Raw genomic sequence first — 15,878 nt, forward strand, 5'->3', positions numbered from 1 at the left:
TATGAGCAATCGTAATTATAACATCTATTTTCATACCCATACTGTTAGCGGAATCGTTATTAGTGTAGTACTTTTTGTGATTTTCTTTGCTGGATCTTTTTCTTTTTTTAGAGATGAAATTATCAATTGGGAAAGAAGTGAATCTACAGCACTTACGAATGAAATTCAACTGAATTACAACACAGCATTAGATACCCTTGACAAAAAATACATTTTGCACGGAAGAAATATTACTATTTCTAAACCAAGCACAGAAAGAAGAGTTGCCGTTTATTTAGAAGGCACTAAAGATACTTTGGCTCCGGCCAAACAAAAAGAAGGAACGTTTTTTTATCTAGATACTAAAAGCTTTAAATCCTTTACTTATGAAGAATCATATTCTTTAGGAGAGTTTTTATACCGTTTACACTTTTTGGCCCAAATTCCTTATCCGGTTGGTTATTATCTTTCTGGTTTTATTGCGCTATTCTTCTTATTTGCAATTGTTACCGGTGTTTTATTACATTGGAAAAAAATTGTGTCTAACTTCTATGTTTTCCGTCCAAAGGAAAAATTAAAAACGTTGTGGACAGATGCGCATACCGCTTTAGGAATGATCGGTTTGCCATTTCAGTTTGTTTATGCAGTAACGGGAACCTTTTTTATGATTAAACTTTTAATTGTAGCTCCGGCCGTAATGGCTTTATATAAAGGTGATCAGAATAAATTGTATAAAGAATTAGAGTACAACGATCCCGATTATAAATTTGATAATAAAAAATTAGCAACGCCATTTAATATTGATCAGTTGGTTGCAAAAGCAAAAGGCAACTGGCAGGATTTTGAAGTTACACGCGTTTTTATTCAAAATTACGGTGACGCCAATATGCATATTTTAGTGGAAGGTGAAATGCCACATCACAAAAAATTTACAGGAATTGGAAAAGTGGTTTATCGTATTTCTGACGGAAAAGAAATTGCACGAAAAAATCCCATTACACAAACCAGTTATTTAGATGTTGTAAAAAATGTTTTATACCGAATTCATTATGGTGATTACGGCGGTTATGCATTAAAAATCGTAAGTTTTATTTTAGGAATTATCACTTGTTTTGTCATCATTTCAGGAGTTATGATTTGGTTAGTAGCAAGACAAAAAAACAACATGCCGGAAAAGAAAAGACGTTTCAACGCAGCCGTTGTTCGTATTTATTTAGCAATCTGTTTAAGCATGTACCCAATTACTGCACTTGCATTTATTGGTACTAAACTTTTTTATCCGTTAAGCCAATCTAGTTTATTTACACTTTATTTTGGTGGATGGTTATTACTTGCAATCTTTTTTATTATTAAAAAAAATGATGCCTTTACCAATAAATTCTGTTTGATTTCAGGAAGTATCTTAGGATTTTTAATTCCAATTACAAACGGTATTGTTTCAGGAACCTGGTTTTGGAGTTCTTTCATTCAAAATCATATTCAGGTTTTCTTTATTGATGTTTTTTGGATCGTTCTTGCTTCAATATCGCTTTATGTAGCTTTTAATTTGAAACCTAAAAACAACGTTGTTTCTTAAAAATTATATATCATTTATCGCAAAGTTTTATATTCAAATACGGAGATAAAAGAATTGTATTTCACGCAGATTCTGCAGATTAAAGTTTATTAATTATAAAAAATCATTTTTAGATCTGCTTAAATCTTTTTAAATCTGCGTGAAAAAATACTTTGCGACTTGACGTAATTATGTGATCTAATAATCAACTAATACTTAAAATATTTGTCCCATATTAATTTAGCGTATACATTTACGGTTTTATTTAAAATGGGCTTTAAAACACAAATACGGTTTATACACAAATGGCTCGGATTAATTTCCGGGCTTATTGTTTTTATTGTCAGTATTACAGGCTGTATATTTTGTTTTCATGACGAAATCAAAGATATTACCCGAAAAGAATGGCGTTTGGTTGAACCTCAAAACAAGCCTTTTTTAAATCCTTCAGTTTTACAGGAAAAAGCAAAAGAAATTCTTCCGAATAACAAATCAAGTATGGTTTCGTATTATGGAAAAAATCGATCTGCAATTGTTTATACATATTCTGATACCGGAAATTTATATTTGTATTTTAACCCTTATACCGGAAAATATTTAAAATCCGAAAATCCTGAAACAGATTTTTTTATCATTGTTGAGTACATTCATTTGTATCTGCTTTTACCAGATTATATTGGTAAACACATTATTGGCAGTGCTACGATTATTTTTATCTTGTTGCTTATTTCAGGAATAATTCAGTGGTGGCCAAAACGAAGAAGTGATATTAAAAGAAGTTTTACCGTAAAATGGTCTGCAAAATGGCGTCGCGTAAATTATGACTGGCACAATACATCCGGATTTTACATTTCAATTATTGCTGCAATTATTGCCATAACGGGTTTAACTTTTACCTACGAATGGGTTGGCGACAGCATTTATAAAACCTTCAATTTTGGCGGAGATAAAGCTTTAGAGACAAAAGCTCCCATAATTGACATAACACAATTTAAAACCAATACGCTTCATGCTGTCGATATTGCTTTTATAGAAACGATGAAACTTCAACCAAAAGCAGAAATGTTTTATGTAATGCTTCCTCAAAAAAAAGGCGATATTATTAATACTGGCGCATATCCGCATACTTTACGATACGATCACCAGAGCAATTATTATTTTCATCCAAATGATGGAAAATTAATTCAAAGTGATCCTTACAACAAAAAAAGTCTTGGTTTGCAAGTCGTTGAAATGAATTATGGAATTCACACTGGACAAATTCTTGATTTGCCCGGAAAAATTATTGCTTTTACTGTAAGCTTAATTGCAGCAGCTTTGCCTGTAACCGGTTTCGTAATCTGGTACGGAAGAAGAAAAAAGAGTTGCAAAAAATTAGGACATAAAAAAACCGCTCATTAAAAGCGGTTTTTCAAATTATTGAAATCATCTTAATTTCTATTTGCCAAAGCATTTTTCTGTAAATTTTTAACCGAAGTTATTTTGCTGTTTTCATAAGCAACTTCCGAAAGTCTGTTATCATTAAAGAAAATCCATTTTCCTGTTTTCAATCCATCTGAGTACTCTCCTTCTGCAAGTTTATTTCCTCTTTCATCATAAGATACCCAAACGCCGTCTAATTTACCATCTTTATAGAAACCTTCTTGTTGTACTCTTCCATTTTCGTAATAATAAGTAGCTTTTACTTTATTTCCAACAGCTTCTAATTCTGGTTGTACTTCTTGTGCAACTAAAATTCCAGAGAACATCATTGCAACTAAAATCACACATTTTTTCATATCTTTAGGTATTAATGTTATCGAATTGTTATCAAATCTTTATCAAATATAATTAAATGTTTACATTAAAAAAACTTTTGCTTAACAATTTGGTAACATTGAATAAAAACTTAACATTGGAAATTTATCATATACAAAAAAACCAATGCTCAAGCATTGGTTTTACTGACTTTTAGACAAAATATCTAAAATTACTATATCGTTATAATTATTACGAAATTTAATTCAACAAAGCATCTAGCTTAGTTTGAAGCTCTTGAGAAGAAGGTCTTGGTGCATCTGCATTTAAAACATTCCCTTTTGGATCAATCAAAATAAATCTCGGAATTGACATTACACCATAACTTGCGACAAATTCTGATTGCCAGTCTTTATCCGAAATCAATTGGATACCTCCTAATTGTTTATCCGTTACAAATTTTTGCCATTTATCATGATCCTTTAATACATCAACAGAAACACTCACAAATTCAATATTTTTACCGTGATACTTTTCTTCTACTTTTTGCAAATATGGAATTTCTGCTCTGCATGGTCCGCACCAGGTTGCCCAAAGATCAATATATACATATTTCCCTTTTAAATCAGACAATTTTGTTTTTCCGCCTTTATGATTTTCATAGTCAAATTCTGCAGAAGGTTTTCCGTTCAGCTTATTCATCAAAGCAGCTCTTTCGTATTCCTGAATAGCATATTGATTAAACTCTTCAAAAGATTTTTTCAAAGCAGTTTTAAATTCAGGATCATAATCTCCTTTTTCGATTTTTTCTAAGTCCGATTTTTTCTTTGCTTCAACTAACGCCGCAAATTCTGTTGCTTCTTTTTTAAAAGCTTCATCCAGAAATTTTTCGTTAGATAATGCATATTGCGCAAGAAAGTTACTTTCGCTTACACCTTTACCTTTATATACAATCGTTTCATCAAATTCTTTAGCATTCATCGTTAGATTTACTTCAGAATTTGGTTTTAAGTAAAAATTAGAAGATTCTACACCATCAGAAAACATATAAAATCCTTTTGGAGCCTCAAAATTGGCAACAAATAATTCTTTTTTATTAATGGGAATTACTTGTTTAAAATTATTCGCTCCTTTAATCACTAAAGTATCACTGTTTCTGTTGGTAATCTTGGCCGTAAATGCAATTTGATTTTTGGCTTGACCGATAACATTCAAAGCGCTCAAAATCAATAATCCGGAAACGAGAAATTTCTTCATATATAGTAAAGTTTGTTTTTAGTAGTTCAAATCTAAAGAAATTCAAGGTTTGAAATTTAAGAATTAACAAAATATTTCAAATTATTGAACATCAAGTTATCACTTTAGTGTATTATTTTGAATTTTGTGTTTACTTTTGCAGTCTAAAATTTAGATCATGTATAGAAGTCATAATTGCGGCGAATTAAACGCTTCAAATATTAATACCGAAGTTACACTTGCAGGTTGGGTTCAAAAATCACGCGATAAAGGATTTATGAATTGGGTTGATTTACGCGACCGTTACGGAATTACACAACTTATTTTCGACGAAAGCCGTTCTGATAAAGCGGTTTTTGAACTGGCAAAAACACTTGGTAGAGAGTTTGTGATTCAGGTAAAAGGAACTGTTATTGAGCGTGAAGCCAAAAACAAAAATATCCCGACTGGTGAAATCGAAATTTTAGTAACAGAATTAACGATTTTAAATGCAGCGCTAACACCTCCATTTACTATTGAAGATGAAACTGATGGTGGAGAAGATATCAGAATGAAATATCGTTATTTAGATATTCGTCGTAATCCTGTAAAAAACAGTTTGCTTTTTCGTCATAAAGTAGCAATGGAAGTTCGTAAATATTTATCTGATTTAGATTTTTGCGAAGTTGAAACGCCTTACTTAATCAAATCTACTCCGGAAGGAGCAAGAGATTTCGTTGTACCAAGCCGTATGAACGAAGGACAATTTTATGCATTGCCACAATCTCCTCAAACTTTCAAACAATTATTGATGGTTGGTGGAATGGATAAATATTTCCAGATTGTGAAATGTTTCCGTGATGAGGATTTGCGTGCAGACCGTCAGCCGGAGTTTACACAAATCGATTGCGAAATGGCATTTGTTGAACAAGAAGACATTTTGAATGTTTTTGAAGGTTTGACAAGACATTTACTAAAAGAAATAAAAGGCATTGAAGTAGATAAATTCCCAAGAATTACCTACGATTATGCCATGAAAACATACGGAAATGACAAACCGGACATTCGTTTCGGAATGGAATTTGGAGAATTAAACGAATTTACAAAACACAAAGATTTTCCGGTTTTCAATGCTGCTGAATTAGTGGTTGGAATTGCAGTTCCGGGAGCAGGAAATTATACTCGTAAAGAAATTGACGGATTAATTGACTGGGTAAAACGTCCACAAGTTGGAGCATCAGGAATGGTATATTCTAAATGCAACGACGACGGAACTTTTAAATCTTCTGTAGATAAATTTTACGACCAGGATGATTTAGGACAATGGGCAAAAATTACAGGAGCAAAACCTGGCGATATGATTTTTGTACTTTCTGGTCCTGCTGATAAAACCCGCGCACAACTTTCTGCACTTCGTATGGAATTGGCAACTCGTTTAGGATTGCGTAAACCAGAAGAATTTGCACCATTATGGGTTGTAGATTTCCCGTTATTAGAACTTGACGAAGAAAGTGGCCGTTATCATGCAATGCATCATCCATTTACATCTCCAAAACCAGAAGATATGGCTTTGTTAGAAACAGATCCGGGAAAAGTTCGTGCAAACGCTTATGATATGGTTTTAAACGGAAATGAAATTGGTGGAGGTTCTATTCGTATTCACGATAAAGCTACACAACAATTGATGTTTAAATATTTAGGCTTTACCGAAGAAGAAGCAAAAGCACAATTTGGATTCCTAATGGATGCTTTTCAATTTGGAGCACCACCACACGGAGGTTTAGCTTTTGGTTTAGACCGTTTAGTTGCTATTTTGGGAGGACAAGAGACTATTAGAGACTTTATTGCTTTTCCAAAAAACAATTCCGGACGTGACGTAATGATCGATGCGCCAGCCAAAATTGATGATGCTCAATTAAAAGAACTTCATATTAAAGTAGATATACTATAATTTCTAAAGAAATTTAAAATAAAAAACTGCAGCTGGATTTTTAGTTGCAGTTTTTTTATGCTTAATAATGAAGCAATAATATATTATAAGGAGAAAATGCAAGGAAATACAGCACCTTAAACTTAGGATTAAAGATTAATGGAGCGAATCATACTAACAAAAAATATTTTTGAAGATAATTTAAAAATTTCTTACTTTTTATTCTTACAATAAATGATTCTCAATTAAAGCATATCTGTATACAAATTGATGCAATATAAATAGCGAAAACACTGTGAATCAATAATTTTTACAAAAAATTAACACCTTATTGTCTTTTGTATGAATTTATATGTTACATTTGCTACATTATAAATTATTATTACAATTACAATGCGTACAGGTACAGTAAAATTTTTCAATGAATCTAAAGGTTATGGATTCATTACAGACGAAGAAACAGGAAAAGATATCTTCGTTCACGCTTCAGGAATTAACGCGGAAGAATTACGCGAAGGTGACCGTGTAAGCTATGAAGAAGAAGAAGGAAGAAAAGGGAAAGTTGCTGCTAAAGTAGCAGTAATCTAAGAAAAATATAGCAATTTATTTTTTTTGCCTCTGAATGATTCAAAACGTCTCGATTAATCGAGACGTTTTTTTTTGTTCAAATCTTAAAAAAAACATAAAATAGGTTGTTGTTATTTATAATCAATAAAAATTACAATCAATCACGCTTTAAGGACACACTTAAATCCTTTTTTAGCTTGTGATTTACAGAGTTGAAACCTATCTTTGTGGCTCATTTTTTAAGTAAAAACCCCCAAGATTATGCAATCTGATCAATACAGTTATCTTCCTATTTTAATGCAGTTTATTCTAGCTGTAGGTTTCGTGGTAGGAACCATCATTATTTCTGGAAAATTAGGTCCAAAAAGAACTTCAGAAATTAAGGATAAAAACTTTGAGTGTGGTATCGAATCTGTTGGTAACGCTCGTATTCCTTTTTCTGTAAAATACTTCTTAGTAGCCATTTTGTTTGTATTGTTTGATGTAGAGGTTATTTTCCTTTATCCTTGGGCAGTAAACTTTAAAGAACTTGGCATTGAGGGAATGCTAAAAATGATTGTCTTTATGTCATTGCTTTTAGTTGGTTTCTTCTATATCATCAAAAAGAAAGCATTAGACTGGGAATAATTATGATTTTAGATTTTAGATTAGTGATTTTAGATTTAGAATGGATGATTATCCAAATTTATTTAAAACTGTAATTTAAAATTTGAATTCCTTGAAATAATACACTGATTTAAAAAAATTGATTTTAACTTTTAGGACTTAAAAAATCTAAAATCTAAAATCAGAAATCTAAAATAAAAATGAGCGATTCAAATGTAAATATGGTTGCGGCGCCAGAAGGAGTTGTAGGAGAAGGTTTCTTCGCTACAAAACTAAATGATGTTGTAGGTTTAGCAAGAGCCAATTCATTATGGCCTTTACCTTTTGCAACTTCATGCTGTGGTATCGAGTTCATGGCTACAATGGCTTCACATTACGATTTAGCACGATTTGGTTCTGAGCGTGTGAGTTTTTCTCCTCGTCAGGCAGATATGTTATTGGTAATGGGAACTATTTCCAAAAAAATGGCACCAATTTTAAGACAGGTTTACGAACAAATGTCTGAACCTCGTTGGGTAATTGCAGTTGGAGCTTGTGCTTCATCAGGCGGAATTTTCGATACTTATTCCGTTTTGCAAGGAATTGACAAAGTAATTCCCGTGGATGTTTACGTTCCAGGATGTCCGCCAAGACCAGAACAAATTGTTGATGGAGTAATGAAACTTCAGGAATTGGTAAAAAGCGAATCTGTAAGACGCAGAAGCTCTCCGGAATACCAAGAATTACTAGCTTCATATAATATTTCATAAGATGGCTTTAGAAAATACCCTGATTCAAGATAAACTTACAGAAACATTTGACGCAAGTGTTTTTAACTTTCAACAAGAAAGAGATATTTTTTCACTAGAAACAACAGCTGATAAAATCACAGCTTTGATTCTTTTTCTGAAAAACGATTCTGATTTGCGTTTTCACTTTTTAACAGATTTATGTGGCATTCACTATCCTGACAACGAAACAGATCGTCAGTTTGCGATAGTATACCATTTACATAACTGGTATGAAAACAAACGTATTAAAATTAAAGTTTTCCTTAATGGTGAGAAACCAGAGATAAAAACGATTTCAAATATTTTCTTAAGTTCAAACTGGATGGAAAGAGAAACATACGATTTCTTTGGGGTTAACTTTATTGGACACCCGCAATTGAAACGTATTTTGAATATGGATGAAATGGTCTCGTTCCCAATGCGAAAAGAATTCCCGATGGAAGACAGCGGAAGAACGGATAAAGACGACAGATTCTTTGGAAGAACAACAACAAATTGCTAAAAAATAAATAATTCAACATTATAAAATGTCAGAACTATTATTACCACCAGAGCATAGATATGCTAAAATAATAAAGGAAAAACTAAATGAAGACGGAAGCGAGCTTTCTGTACTGAATTTAGGACCAACGCACCCGGCAACACACGGTATTTTTCAAAATATCCTGTTGATGGATGGAGAAAGAATCCTTGAGGCTGAACCAACTATTGGTTACATTCATAGAGCTTTCGAAAAAATTGCCGAAAATCGTCCTTTTTATCAAATTACGCCACTTACAGACCGTATGAACTATTGCTCCTCTCCTATAAATAATATGGGATGGTGGATGACATTAGAAAAACTATTAAATATTGAAGTTCCTAAAAGAGCACAATATTTAAGAGTTATCGTAATGGAGCTGGCTCGTATTACAGACCACTTAATCTGTAACTCGATTCTTGGTGTAGATACTGGTGCTTATACCGGTTTCTTGTATGTTTTTCAATTTAGAGAAAAAGTATACGAGATTTACGAAGAAATTTGTGGAGCTCGTCTAACAACAAATATGGGAAGAATTGGTGGTTTCGAAAGAGATTGGTCACCAGAAGCTTTTCGCAAACTAGATGTCTTTTTAAAAGATTTCCCTGTCGCTTGGCAAGAGTTTGTAAATTTATTCGAAAGAAACAGAATTTTCCTTGATAGAACTGTAGACGTAGGTGCAATCTCAGCAGAGCAAGCAATGGCTTACGGATTTACAGGTCCAAACTTACGTGCTGCCGGAGTCGATTATGACGTTCGTGTTGCACAACCTTATTCATCTTATGAAGATTTCGATTTTGTTGTTCCTGTTGGAAAATCAGGTGACACCTACGATCGTTTCTGTGTTCGTAATGCTGAAGTTTGGGAGAGTTTAAGCATCATTCGTCAAGCGTTGGATAAAATGCCAGCCGGAAACGAATATCATGCAGAAGTTCCAGATTATTACCTTCCTCCAAAAGAAGATGTTTATACTTCTATGGAATCTTTAATTTATCACTTTAAGATTGTAATGGGAGAAGTTCCTGTACCAGTTGCAGAAATATATCACCCAGTTGAAGGAGGAAATGGAGAAATCGGATTCTATTTAGTTACAGACGGAAGCAGAACTCCATATAGATTACATTTCAGAAGACCTTGCTTTATATATTATCAGGCATATCCAGAAATGATCAAAGGCTCTCTATTATCAGATGCAATTGTGATTTTATCAAGTTTGAATGTAATTGCAGGAGAATTAGACGCCTAAAAATATTGTAGATTTTAGATTGTAGTTCAGAAGTTTCGGAATTAGATTAAAAAATTTGTGCCTTTGCGCCTTAGTGGCAAAAAAAGAATAAAATGGAAAGAAAACATTACAAACAAGAAATAAACATGACTGAAGCATTGATGACTCGCATCAATGAATTAATCAGTCATTATCCTGAAGACAAAAGAAAATCAGCTTTGTTGCCTGTTTTGCACGAAGTGCAGGATGCTCATGATAACTGGTTAAGTACTGAGCTGCAGGATAAAGTTGCTGAAATTTTGCACATCAAACCAATTGAGGTTTACGAAGTGGTTACTTTTTATACCATGTACAACCAAAAACCAATTGGAAAATACATGTTCGAATTCTGCCAGACTTCTTGTTGTTGTTTAAATGGTGCCGAAAATTTAATGGATTATACTTCTGAAAAATTAGGCATTAAAATGGGCGAAACAACTCCAGACGGAATGTTCACTATTGCCGGAGTAGAATGTTTAGGTGCTTGCGGATACGCTCCGATGATGCAGTTAGGCGATTTCTACAAAGAAAAATTGACAGAAGAAAAAATCGATCAGTTAATCGCTGATTGTAGAGATGATAAAATAATATTACACGATAAATAAGATGTCACAAAAAATATTATTAGATAAAATCAATGTTCCGGGAATAAAAACCTATGAAGTTTATCGCCAAAATGGTGGTTATGCTTCAGTAGAAAAAGCTTTAAAAACACTTACACCAGATGAAGTTGTTGAAGAAGTAAAAAAATCAGGACTTCGTGGTCGTGGTGGAGCTGGTTTCCCTGCAGGAATGAAATGGAGTTTTATTGATAAAAAATCAGGAAAGCCAAGACATTTAGTTTGCAACGCCGACGAATCTGAACCAGGTACATTTAAAGATCGTTATTTGATGGAATTTATTCCTCACTTATTGATCGAAGGAATGATTACTTCAAGTTTTGCCTTAGGCGCTAACCTATCTTATATCTACATTCGTGGAGAATATATGTGGGTTTTCAAAATATTAGAAAGAGCTATCGCCGAAGCTAAAGCTGCCGGTTGGTTAGGAAAAAATATATTAGGAACAGGTTACGATTTAGAATTACACGTTCACTGTGGAGCCGGAGCTTATATTTGTGGAGAAGAAACTGCACTTATTGAATCTTTGGAAGGTAAAAGAGGAAACCCTCGTATTAAACCACCTTTCCCAGCGGTTTCAGGACTTTGGGCTAATCCAACTGTGGTAAATAATGTTGAAACTATTGCAACTGTGCCTTGGATCATCAATAACTCTGGTGATGATTACGCAAAAATTGGAATTGGTCGTTCAACTGGAACTAAATTAATTTCTGCTTCAGGACACATCAAAAATCCTGGAGTTTATGAAATTGAATTAGGTTTAAGTGTTGACGAGTTCATGAATTCTGATGAATATTTAGGAGGAATGTCTTCTAGCAGACCTTTGAAAGCATTTGTACCAGGAGGATCTTCTGTGCCAATTTTACCGGCTGAATTAATTTTTAAAACAGCAAATGGTGAAGACAGATTAATGACTTACGAATCTTTAAGTGATGGTGGTTTTGCTACCGGATCTATGTTAGGTTCTGGCGGATTTATTGTTTACAATAATACCGCTTGTGTCGTAAGAAATACTTGGAACTTTGCTCGTTTCTACCACCACGAATCTTGCGGACAATGTACACCTTGTCGTGAAGGAACAGGTTGGTTAGAAAAAATATTATGGAGAATCGAAAACGGTCAAGGCCGTGAAGAAGATATCGAATTACTTTGGAGTATTCAGAGTAAAATCGAAGGAAATACAATTTGTCCACTTGGTGACGCAGCTTCTTGGCCAGTAGCCGCAGCAATTCGTCACTTTAGAGATGAATTTGAATATCACGTTCGTTTCCCTGAAAAAATCAAAAATAGAGATCACTTTGTTGCTGAACCTTTTTCGCAAGTAAAGCATTTAGTAGGCGGTAAAGTAATCGTATAAAGAAATATAAAGCAGAAAGTTATAAAGTTAATAATATCAAAAAGGACAGCAATTCTTTTCAATATTCCGACTTTCAACATTCAAATCAATAAGAGATGAAAGTAACCATAGACGGTCAAAGTATAGACGTAGAGCCAGGAACAACGATCCTGCAGGCTGCACGTATGATTGGTGGAGATTTAGTTCCGCCAGCCATGTGCTATTACTCAAAATTAAAAGGCAGCGGCGGAAAATGTCGTTGTTGTTTAGTTGAAGTTTCTAAAGGAAGCGAGGCTGACCCAAGACCAATGCCAAAATTAATGGCTTCTTGTGTAACAGGATGTATGGACGGAATGGAAGTAAACAGTAAATCTTCTGACAGAGTAATGGAAGCCCGTAAATCTGTAACAGAATTTTTATTGATTAATCACCCGCTTGACTGCCCAGTTTGTGATCAGGCCGGAGAATGTGATCTTCAAAATTTAAGTTTCGAACACGGAAATCCAAAATCACGTTTTATTGAAGAAAAAAGAACATTTGAACCAGAAGATATAGGTCCAAATATTCAACTGCATATGAACCGTTGTATCTTATGTCAAAGATGTGTACAAGTTGCAGATCAATTGACAGACAACAGAGTTCACGGAGTATTAGATCGTGGAGATCACGCTAATATTTCAACTGGAATCTCAAAAGCTATTGATAATGAGTTTTCTGGAAATATGATTGATGTTTGCCCAGTTGGAGCATTAACGGATAAAACTTTCCGTTTCAAATCAAGAGTTTGGTTCAACAAACCTTATAATGCACACAGAGAATGTACAACTCCTGGATGTTGTGGAAAAACAACCGTTTGGATGTTTGGTGGAGAAATTCAACGTGTTACTGGTCGTAAAGATGAGTACCATGAAGTAGAAGAGTTTATTTGTAACTCTTGCCGTTTTGACCATAAAAACGTGAATGACTGGGTTATTGAAGGACCAAGAGAATTTGAAAAAGATTCTGTTATCAATCAAAATAACTACACTCAAAAATTAGAAAAAGTACAAATCGATACAGAAAAAAATATCCTTATGGGTAGAGATATTGACCGTAAAAAAATTAGTATGGCTGAAATTCCATTAAACACTAACAACAAAATTTCTTAATGATGGTAGATGGTGCGTTTATTATAGAAAAAAGTGTTGTAATTGTTGTGGTTTTTGCCGTAACAATGATTATGGCAATGTATTCTACTTGGGCTGAACGTAAAGTAGCAGCTTTTCTACAAGATCGTGTAGGACCAAACCGTGCTGGTTGGGGTGGTTTATTACAACCTCTTGCTGATGGTATGAAATTGTTCTCTAAAGAAGAATTTGAACCAAATACTCCTAATAAATTTTTATTTGTCGTAGGTCCTGCAATTGCAATGAGTACGGCTTTAATGACCAGTGCCGTAATTCCGTGGGGAGATCATCTTCATGTTTTTGGCAGAGATGTTCTTTTACAGGCTACTGATATTAATATTGGATTATTATACTTCTTTGGAGTTGTATCTGTTGGAGTTTATGGAATTATGATTGGTGGATGGGCATCTAACAATAAATTCTCATTGATGGGAGCGGTTCGTGCGGCTTCACAAATGGTTTCTTATGAAGTTGCTATGGGATTATCGATGATTGCTTTATTGATGATGACAGGAACTTTGAGTCTAAAAGAGATTTCTTTACAACAATCAGAGTGGCATTGGAATATATTGTATCAGCCTTTATCATTCTTGATTTTCTTAATTTGCGCTTTTGCTGAAACAAACAGAACTCCTTTTGACTTAGCGGAATGTGAATCTGAATTAATTGGTGGATACCATACTGAGTACTCTTCTATGAAAATGGGATTCTACTTATTTGCTGAGTACGCAAATATGTTTATCTCGGCTACTATTATATCTGTTTTATTCTTTGGAGGTTATAATTATCCCGGAATGCAATGGATGGTAGATAATGTGGGAGTAAATACAGCTAATATTTTAGGAATTGCGGTATTATTTGCCAAAATATGTTTCTGGATCTTTTTCTACATGTGGGTTCGTTGGACGATTCCAAGATTTAGATATGACCAATTAATGAACTTAGGCTGGAGAATTTTGATTCCGCTTTCGATTATTAATATCATGATTACGGGTGCTGTTATTTTAAGACACGATATCGCAGCAGCTTTAGGATTTTAAGAACCGTAATGTTCTAGCCCTGATAGAAGCGGCATCCTTTAATTTTTTTCTTTAGAAAAATTAAAGATATAGCGGATAGCAGGATTAGCTTCAAATAAAAAATAAAATAGATTTTAAATTTGATTTTACCGTCAAATTATGAATCGTAAATCATACATTATAAAATGTCAATAGAAACTATATCATTATCGGGTAGAAAAAAGATGGTCTCTAATAAAGAGATGACCTTTTGGGAGCGATTGTATCTTGTGGCGATTGTGAAAGGATTGTTTATCACACTTCAACACTTATTCAGAAGAAAAGTGACGATTCACTATCCTGAACAAGTGCGTGAGATGAGCCCTGTTTATCGTGGTCAACATCAATTGAAACGTGATGAACAAGGTCGTGAAAACTGTACTGCTTGTGGATTATGTGCTTTGTCTTGTCCTGCAGAAGCTATCACAATGAAGGCTGCTGAACGTAAAGCTGATGAAAAACATTTGTACAGAGAAGAAAAATATGCTTCGATCTACGAAATCAATATGTTACGTTGTATCTTTTGTGGTCTATGTGAAGAAGCATGTCCAAAAGATGCCATTTATTTGACTACTTCTAAAGTATTGGTTCCTTCTAGTTATGAAAGAGAAGATTTCATTTTTGGAAAAGACAGATTAGTGATGCCTCTAGATGTGGCGATCAAAAACGCTCAACTTAATAATGCTAACTAAATGATACATATTCCTGATTTTGCTCACGCAACAACTGTTCAAGTTATATTTTGTTTCTTGGCGTTTATCACGGTAATAACCGCATTTTTGACCATTTTTAGCAGAAACCCAATTCACAGTGCCATTTATTTGGTAATCTGTTTCTTTTCTATTGCAGGTCACTATTTACTTTTAAATGCTCAGTTTTTGGCTATTGTTCATATTATAGTCTATTCCGGAGCCATTATGATTTTGTTCCTGTTTACGATTATGTTGATGAACCTGAATGAACAACGAGATGTACACCGACCAAGAATTACACGTTTGGGTGCAATTGTTTCTTTCTGTTTGATTTGTATTGTATTAATTGCAATCTTCATCAATTCTAAACCAATTGTTGGTGCTTATGATTCTACAGGAGAAGATTTCCAGTCTATTGAAGTATTGGGTAAAATATTATTGAATGAATATATGGTTCCGTTTGAATTTGCTTCTGTTTTACTTTTGGTAGCGATGATTGGAACTGTACTATTGTCTAAAAAAGAAAAATTAAATAAATAATGGGTAATATATTAAATCAAATAGGTATTGAGAACTACATCTTTTTAAGTGTTGTACTTTTCTGTATTGGTGTTTTTGGTGTATTGTATAGACGAAATGCAATTATCGTTTTTATGTCTATCGAAATCATGTTGAATGCTGTAAACCTTTTATTTGTTGCTTTTTCAACCTATCATCAAGATGCACAAGGACAAGTCTTTGTATTCTTTTCGATGGCAGTTGCTGCAGCTGAAGTTGCAGTAGGATTGGCTATTTTAGTTTCGATCTTTAGAAATTTAGGTTCGATTAGTATCGATAATTTAAAAAATTTAAAAGGATAAATG

General features: G+C 33.7%; 17 protein-coding genes. 15 read left to right on the plus strand and 2 right to left on the minus strand.

The window, feature by feature from the left end; all coding sequences use genetic code 11:
- The first annotated feature begins 1 nt into the window (after position 1).
- The gene (locus GKZ86_RS12010) at positions 2-1,555 is read left to right on the plus strand and encodes a PepSY domain-containing protein (protein ID WP_154783363.1); all 1,554 of its coding nucleotides are present in this window, start codon (positions 2-4) and stop codon (positions 1,553-1,555) included.
- A 204-nt stretch (positions 1,556-1,759) separates the two neighbouring features.
- Positions 1,760-2,935: a PepSY domain-containing protein gene (locus GKZ86_RS12015; protein ID WP_228526520.1), complete on the plus strand. Its 1,176-nt coding sequence runs from the start codon at positions 1,760-1,762 to the stop codon at positions 2,933-2,935.
- Between the two features lie 29 nt (positions 2,936-2,964).
- Here GKZ86_RS12015 and GKZ86_RS12020 read toward each other — a convergent pair whose 3' ends face one another.
- A complete protein-coding gene (locus GKZ86_RS12020) occupies positions 2,965-3,312 on the minus strand; it encodes a toxin-antitoxin system YwqK family antitoxin (RefSeq protein WP_154783364.1) in 348 nt (115 codons plus the stop codon).
- 220 nt (positions 3,313-3,532) lie between these two features.
- Positions 3,533-4,528, minus strand: coding sequence for a TlpA disulfide reductase family protein (locus tag GKZ86_RS12025; protein WP_154783365.1), 996 nt, complete (start codon positions 4,526-4,528; stop codon positions 3,533-3,535).
- Positions 4,529-4,685: 157 nt separating this feature from the next.
- On the opposite strand from GKZ86_RS12025, the gene aspS reads away from it, so the two are divergent.
- The 13 genes from aspS to nuoK all read left to right on the plus strand — a co-directional run bounded on the left by aspS (position 4,686) and on the right by nuoK (position 15,875).
- Positions 4,686-6,437 (plus strand): aspartate--tRNA ligase, encoded by a 1,752-nt coding sequence (gene aspS / locus GKZ86_RS12030; protein ID WP_154783366.1) that lies wholly within the window; start codon positions 4,686-4,688, stop codon positions 6,435-6,437.
- A gap of 372 nt (positions 6,438-6,809) precedes the next feature.
- Entirely contained in the window at positions 6,810-7,004 is a 195-nt protein-coding gene (locus GKZ86_RS12035) for a cold-shock protein (RefSeq protein ID WP_007137066.1), read from the plus strand.
- 240 nt (positions 7,005-7,244) lie between these two features.
- The gene (locus GKZ86_RS12040) at positions 7,245-7,610 is read left to right on the plus strand and encodes an NADH-quinone oxidoreductase subunit A (RefSeq protein ID WP_154783367.1); all 366 of its coding nucleotides are present in this window, start codon (positions 7,245-7,247) and stop codon (positions 7,608-7,610) included.
- A 179-nt stretch (positions 7,611-7,789) separates the two neighbouring features.
- Entirely contained in the window at positions 7,790-8,338 is a 549-nt protein-coding gene (locus tag GKZ86_RS12045) for an NADH-quinone oxidoreductase subunit B (protein WP_042563256.1), read from the plus strand.
- 1 nt (position 8,339) lies between these two features.
- Positions 8,340-8,861, plus strand: a complete 522-nt coding sequence (locus tag GKZ86_RS12050; RefSeq protein WP_154783368.1) for an NADH-quinone oxidoreductase subunit C — start codon at positions 8,340-8,342, stop codon at positions 8,859-8,861.
- A 25-nt stretch (positions 8,862-8,886) separates the two neighbouring features.
- Positions 8,887-10,125: an NADH-quinone oxidoreductase subunit D gene (locus tag GKZ86_RS12055; protein ID WP_154783369.1), complete on the plus strand. Its 1,239-nt coding sequence runs from the start codon at positions 8,887-8,889 to the stop codon at positions 10,123-10,125.
- Between the two features lie 92 nt (positions 10,126-10,217).
- The gene (locus GKZ86_RS12060) at positions 10,218-10,748 is read left to right on the plus strand and encodes an NAD(P)H-dependent oxidoreductase subunit E (protein WP_026982598.1); all 531 of its coding nucleotides are present in this window, start codon (positions 10,218-10,220) and stop codon (positions 10,746-10,748) included.
- Between the two features lies 1 nt (position 10,749).
- A complete protein-coding gene (gene nuoF / locus GKZ86_RS12065) occupies positions 10,750-12,120 on the plus strand; it encodes an NADH-quinone oxidoreductase subunit NuoF (RefSeq protein WP_154783370.1) in 1,371 nt (456 codons plus the stop codon).
- Between the two features lie 95 nt (positions 12,121-12,215).
- The gene (locus tag GKZ86_RS12070) at positions 12,216-13,247 is read left to right on the plus strand and encodes a 2Fe-2S iron-sulfur cluster-binding protein (RefSeq protein ID WP_154783371.1); all 1,032 of its coding nucleotides are present in this window, start codon (positions 12,216-12,218) and stop codon (positions 13,245-13,247) included.
- Complete coding sequence (nuoH, locus tag GKZ86_RS12075) at positions 13,247-14,305, plus strand: NADH-quinone oxidoreductase subunit NuoH (RefSeq protein WP_194632429.1); 1,059 nt, start codon at positions 13,247-13,249, stop codon at positions 14,303-14,305. The genes GKZ86_RS12070 and nuoH overlap by 1 nt, the downstream gene beginning before the upstream one ends.
- A 164-nt stretch (positions 14,306-14,469) precedes the next feature.
- Entirely contained in the window at positions 14,470-15,015 is a 546-nt protein-coding gene (locus GKZ86_RS12080; protein WP_154783372.1) for an NADH-quinone oxidoreductase subunit I, read from the plus strand.
- Positions 15,016-15,555: an NADH-quinone oxidoreductase subunit J gene (locus tag GKZ86_RS12085; protein ID WP_154783373.1), complete on the plus strand. Its 540-nt coding sequence runs from the start codon at positions 15,016-15,018 to the stop codon at positions 15,553-15,555.
- Complete coding sequence (gene nuoK / locus GKZ86_RS12090; RefSeq protein WP_026982591.1) at positions 15,555-15,875, plus strand: NADH-quinone oxidoreductase subunit NuoK; 321 nt, start codon at positions 15,555-15,557, stop codon at positions 15,873-15,875. The genes GKZ86_RS12085 and nuoK overlap by 1 nt, the downstream gene beginning before the upstream one ends.
- The last annotated feature ends 3 nt before the right edge of the window (positions 15,876-15,878 follow it).

This window comes from Flavobacterium sp. LC2016-13, assembly GCF_009707955.1.
Classification (GTDB): Bacteria; Bacteroidota; Bacteroidia; order Flavobacteriales; family Flavobacteriaceae; genus Flavobacterium.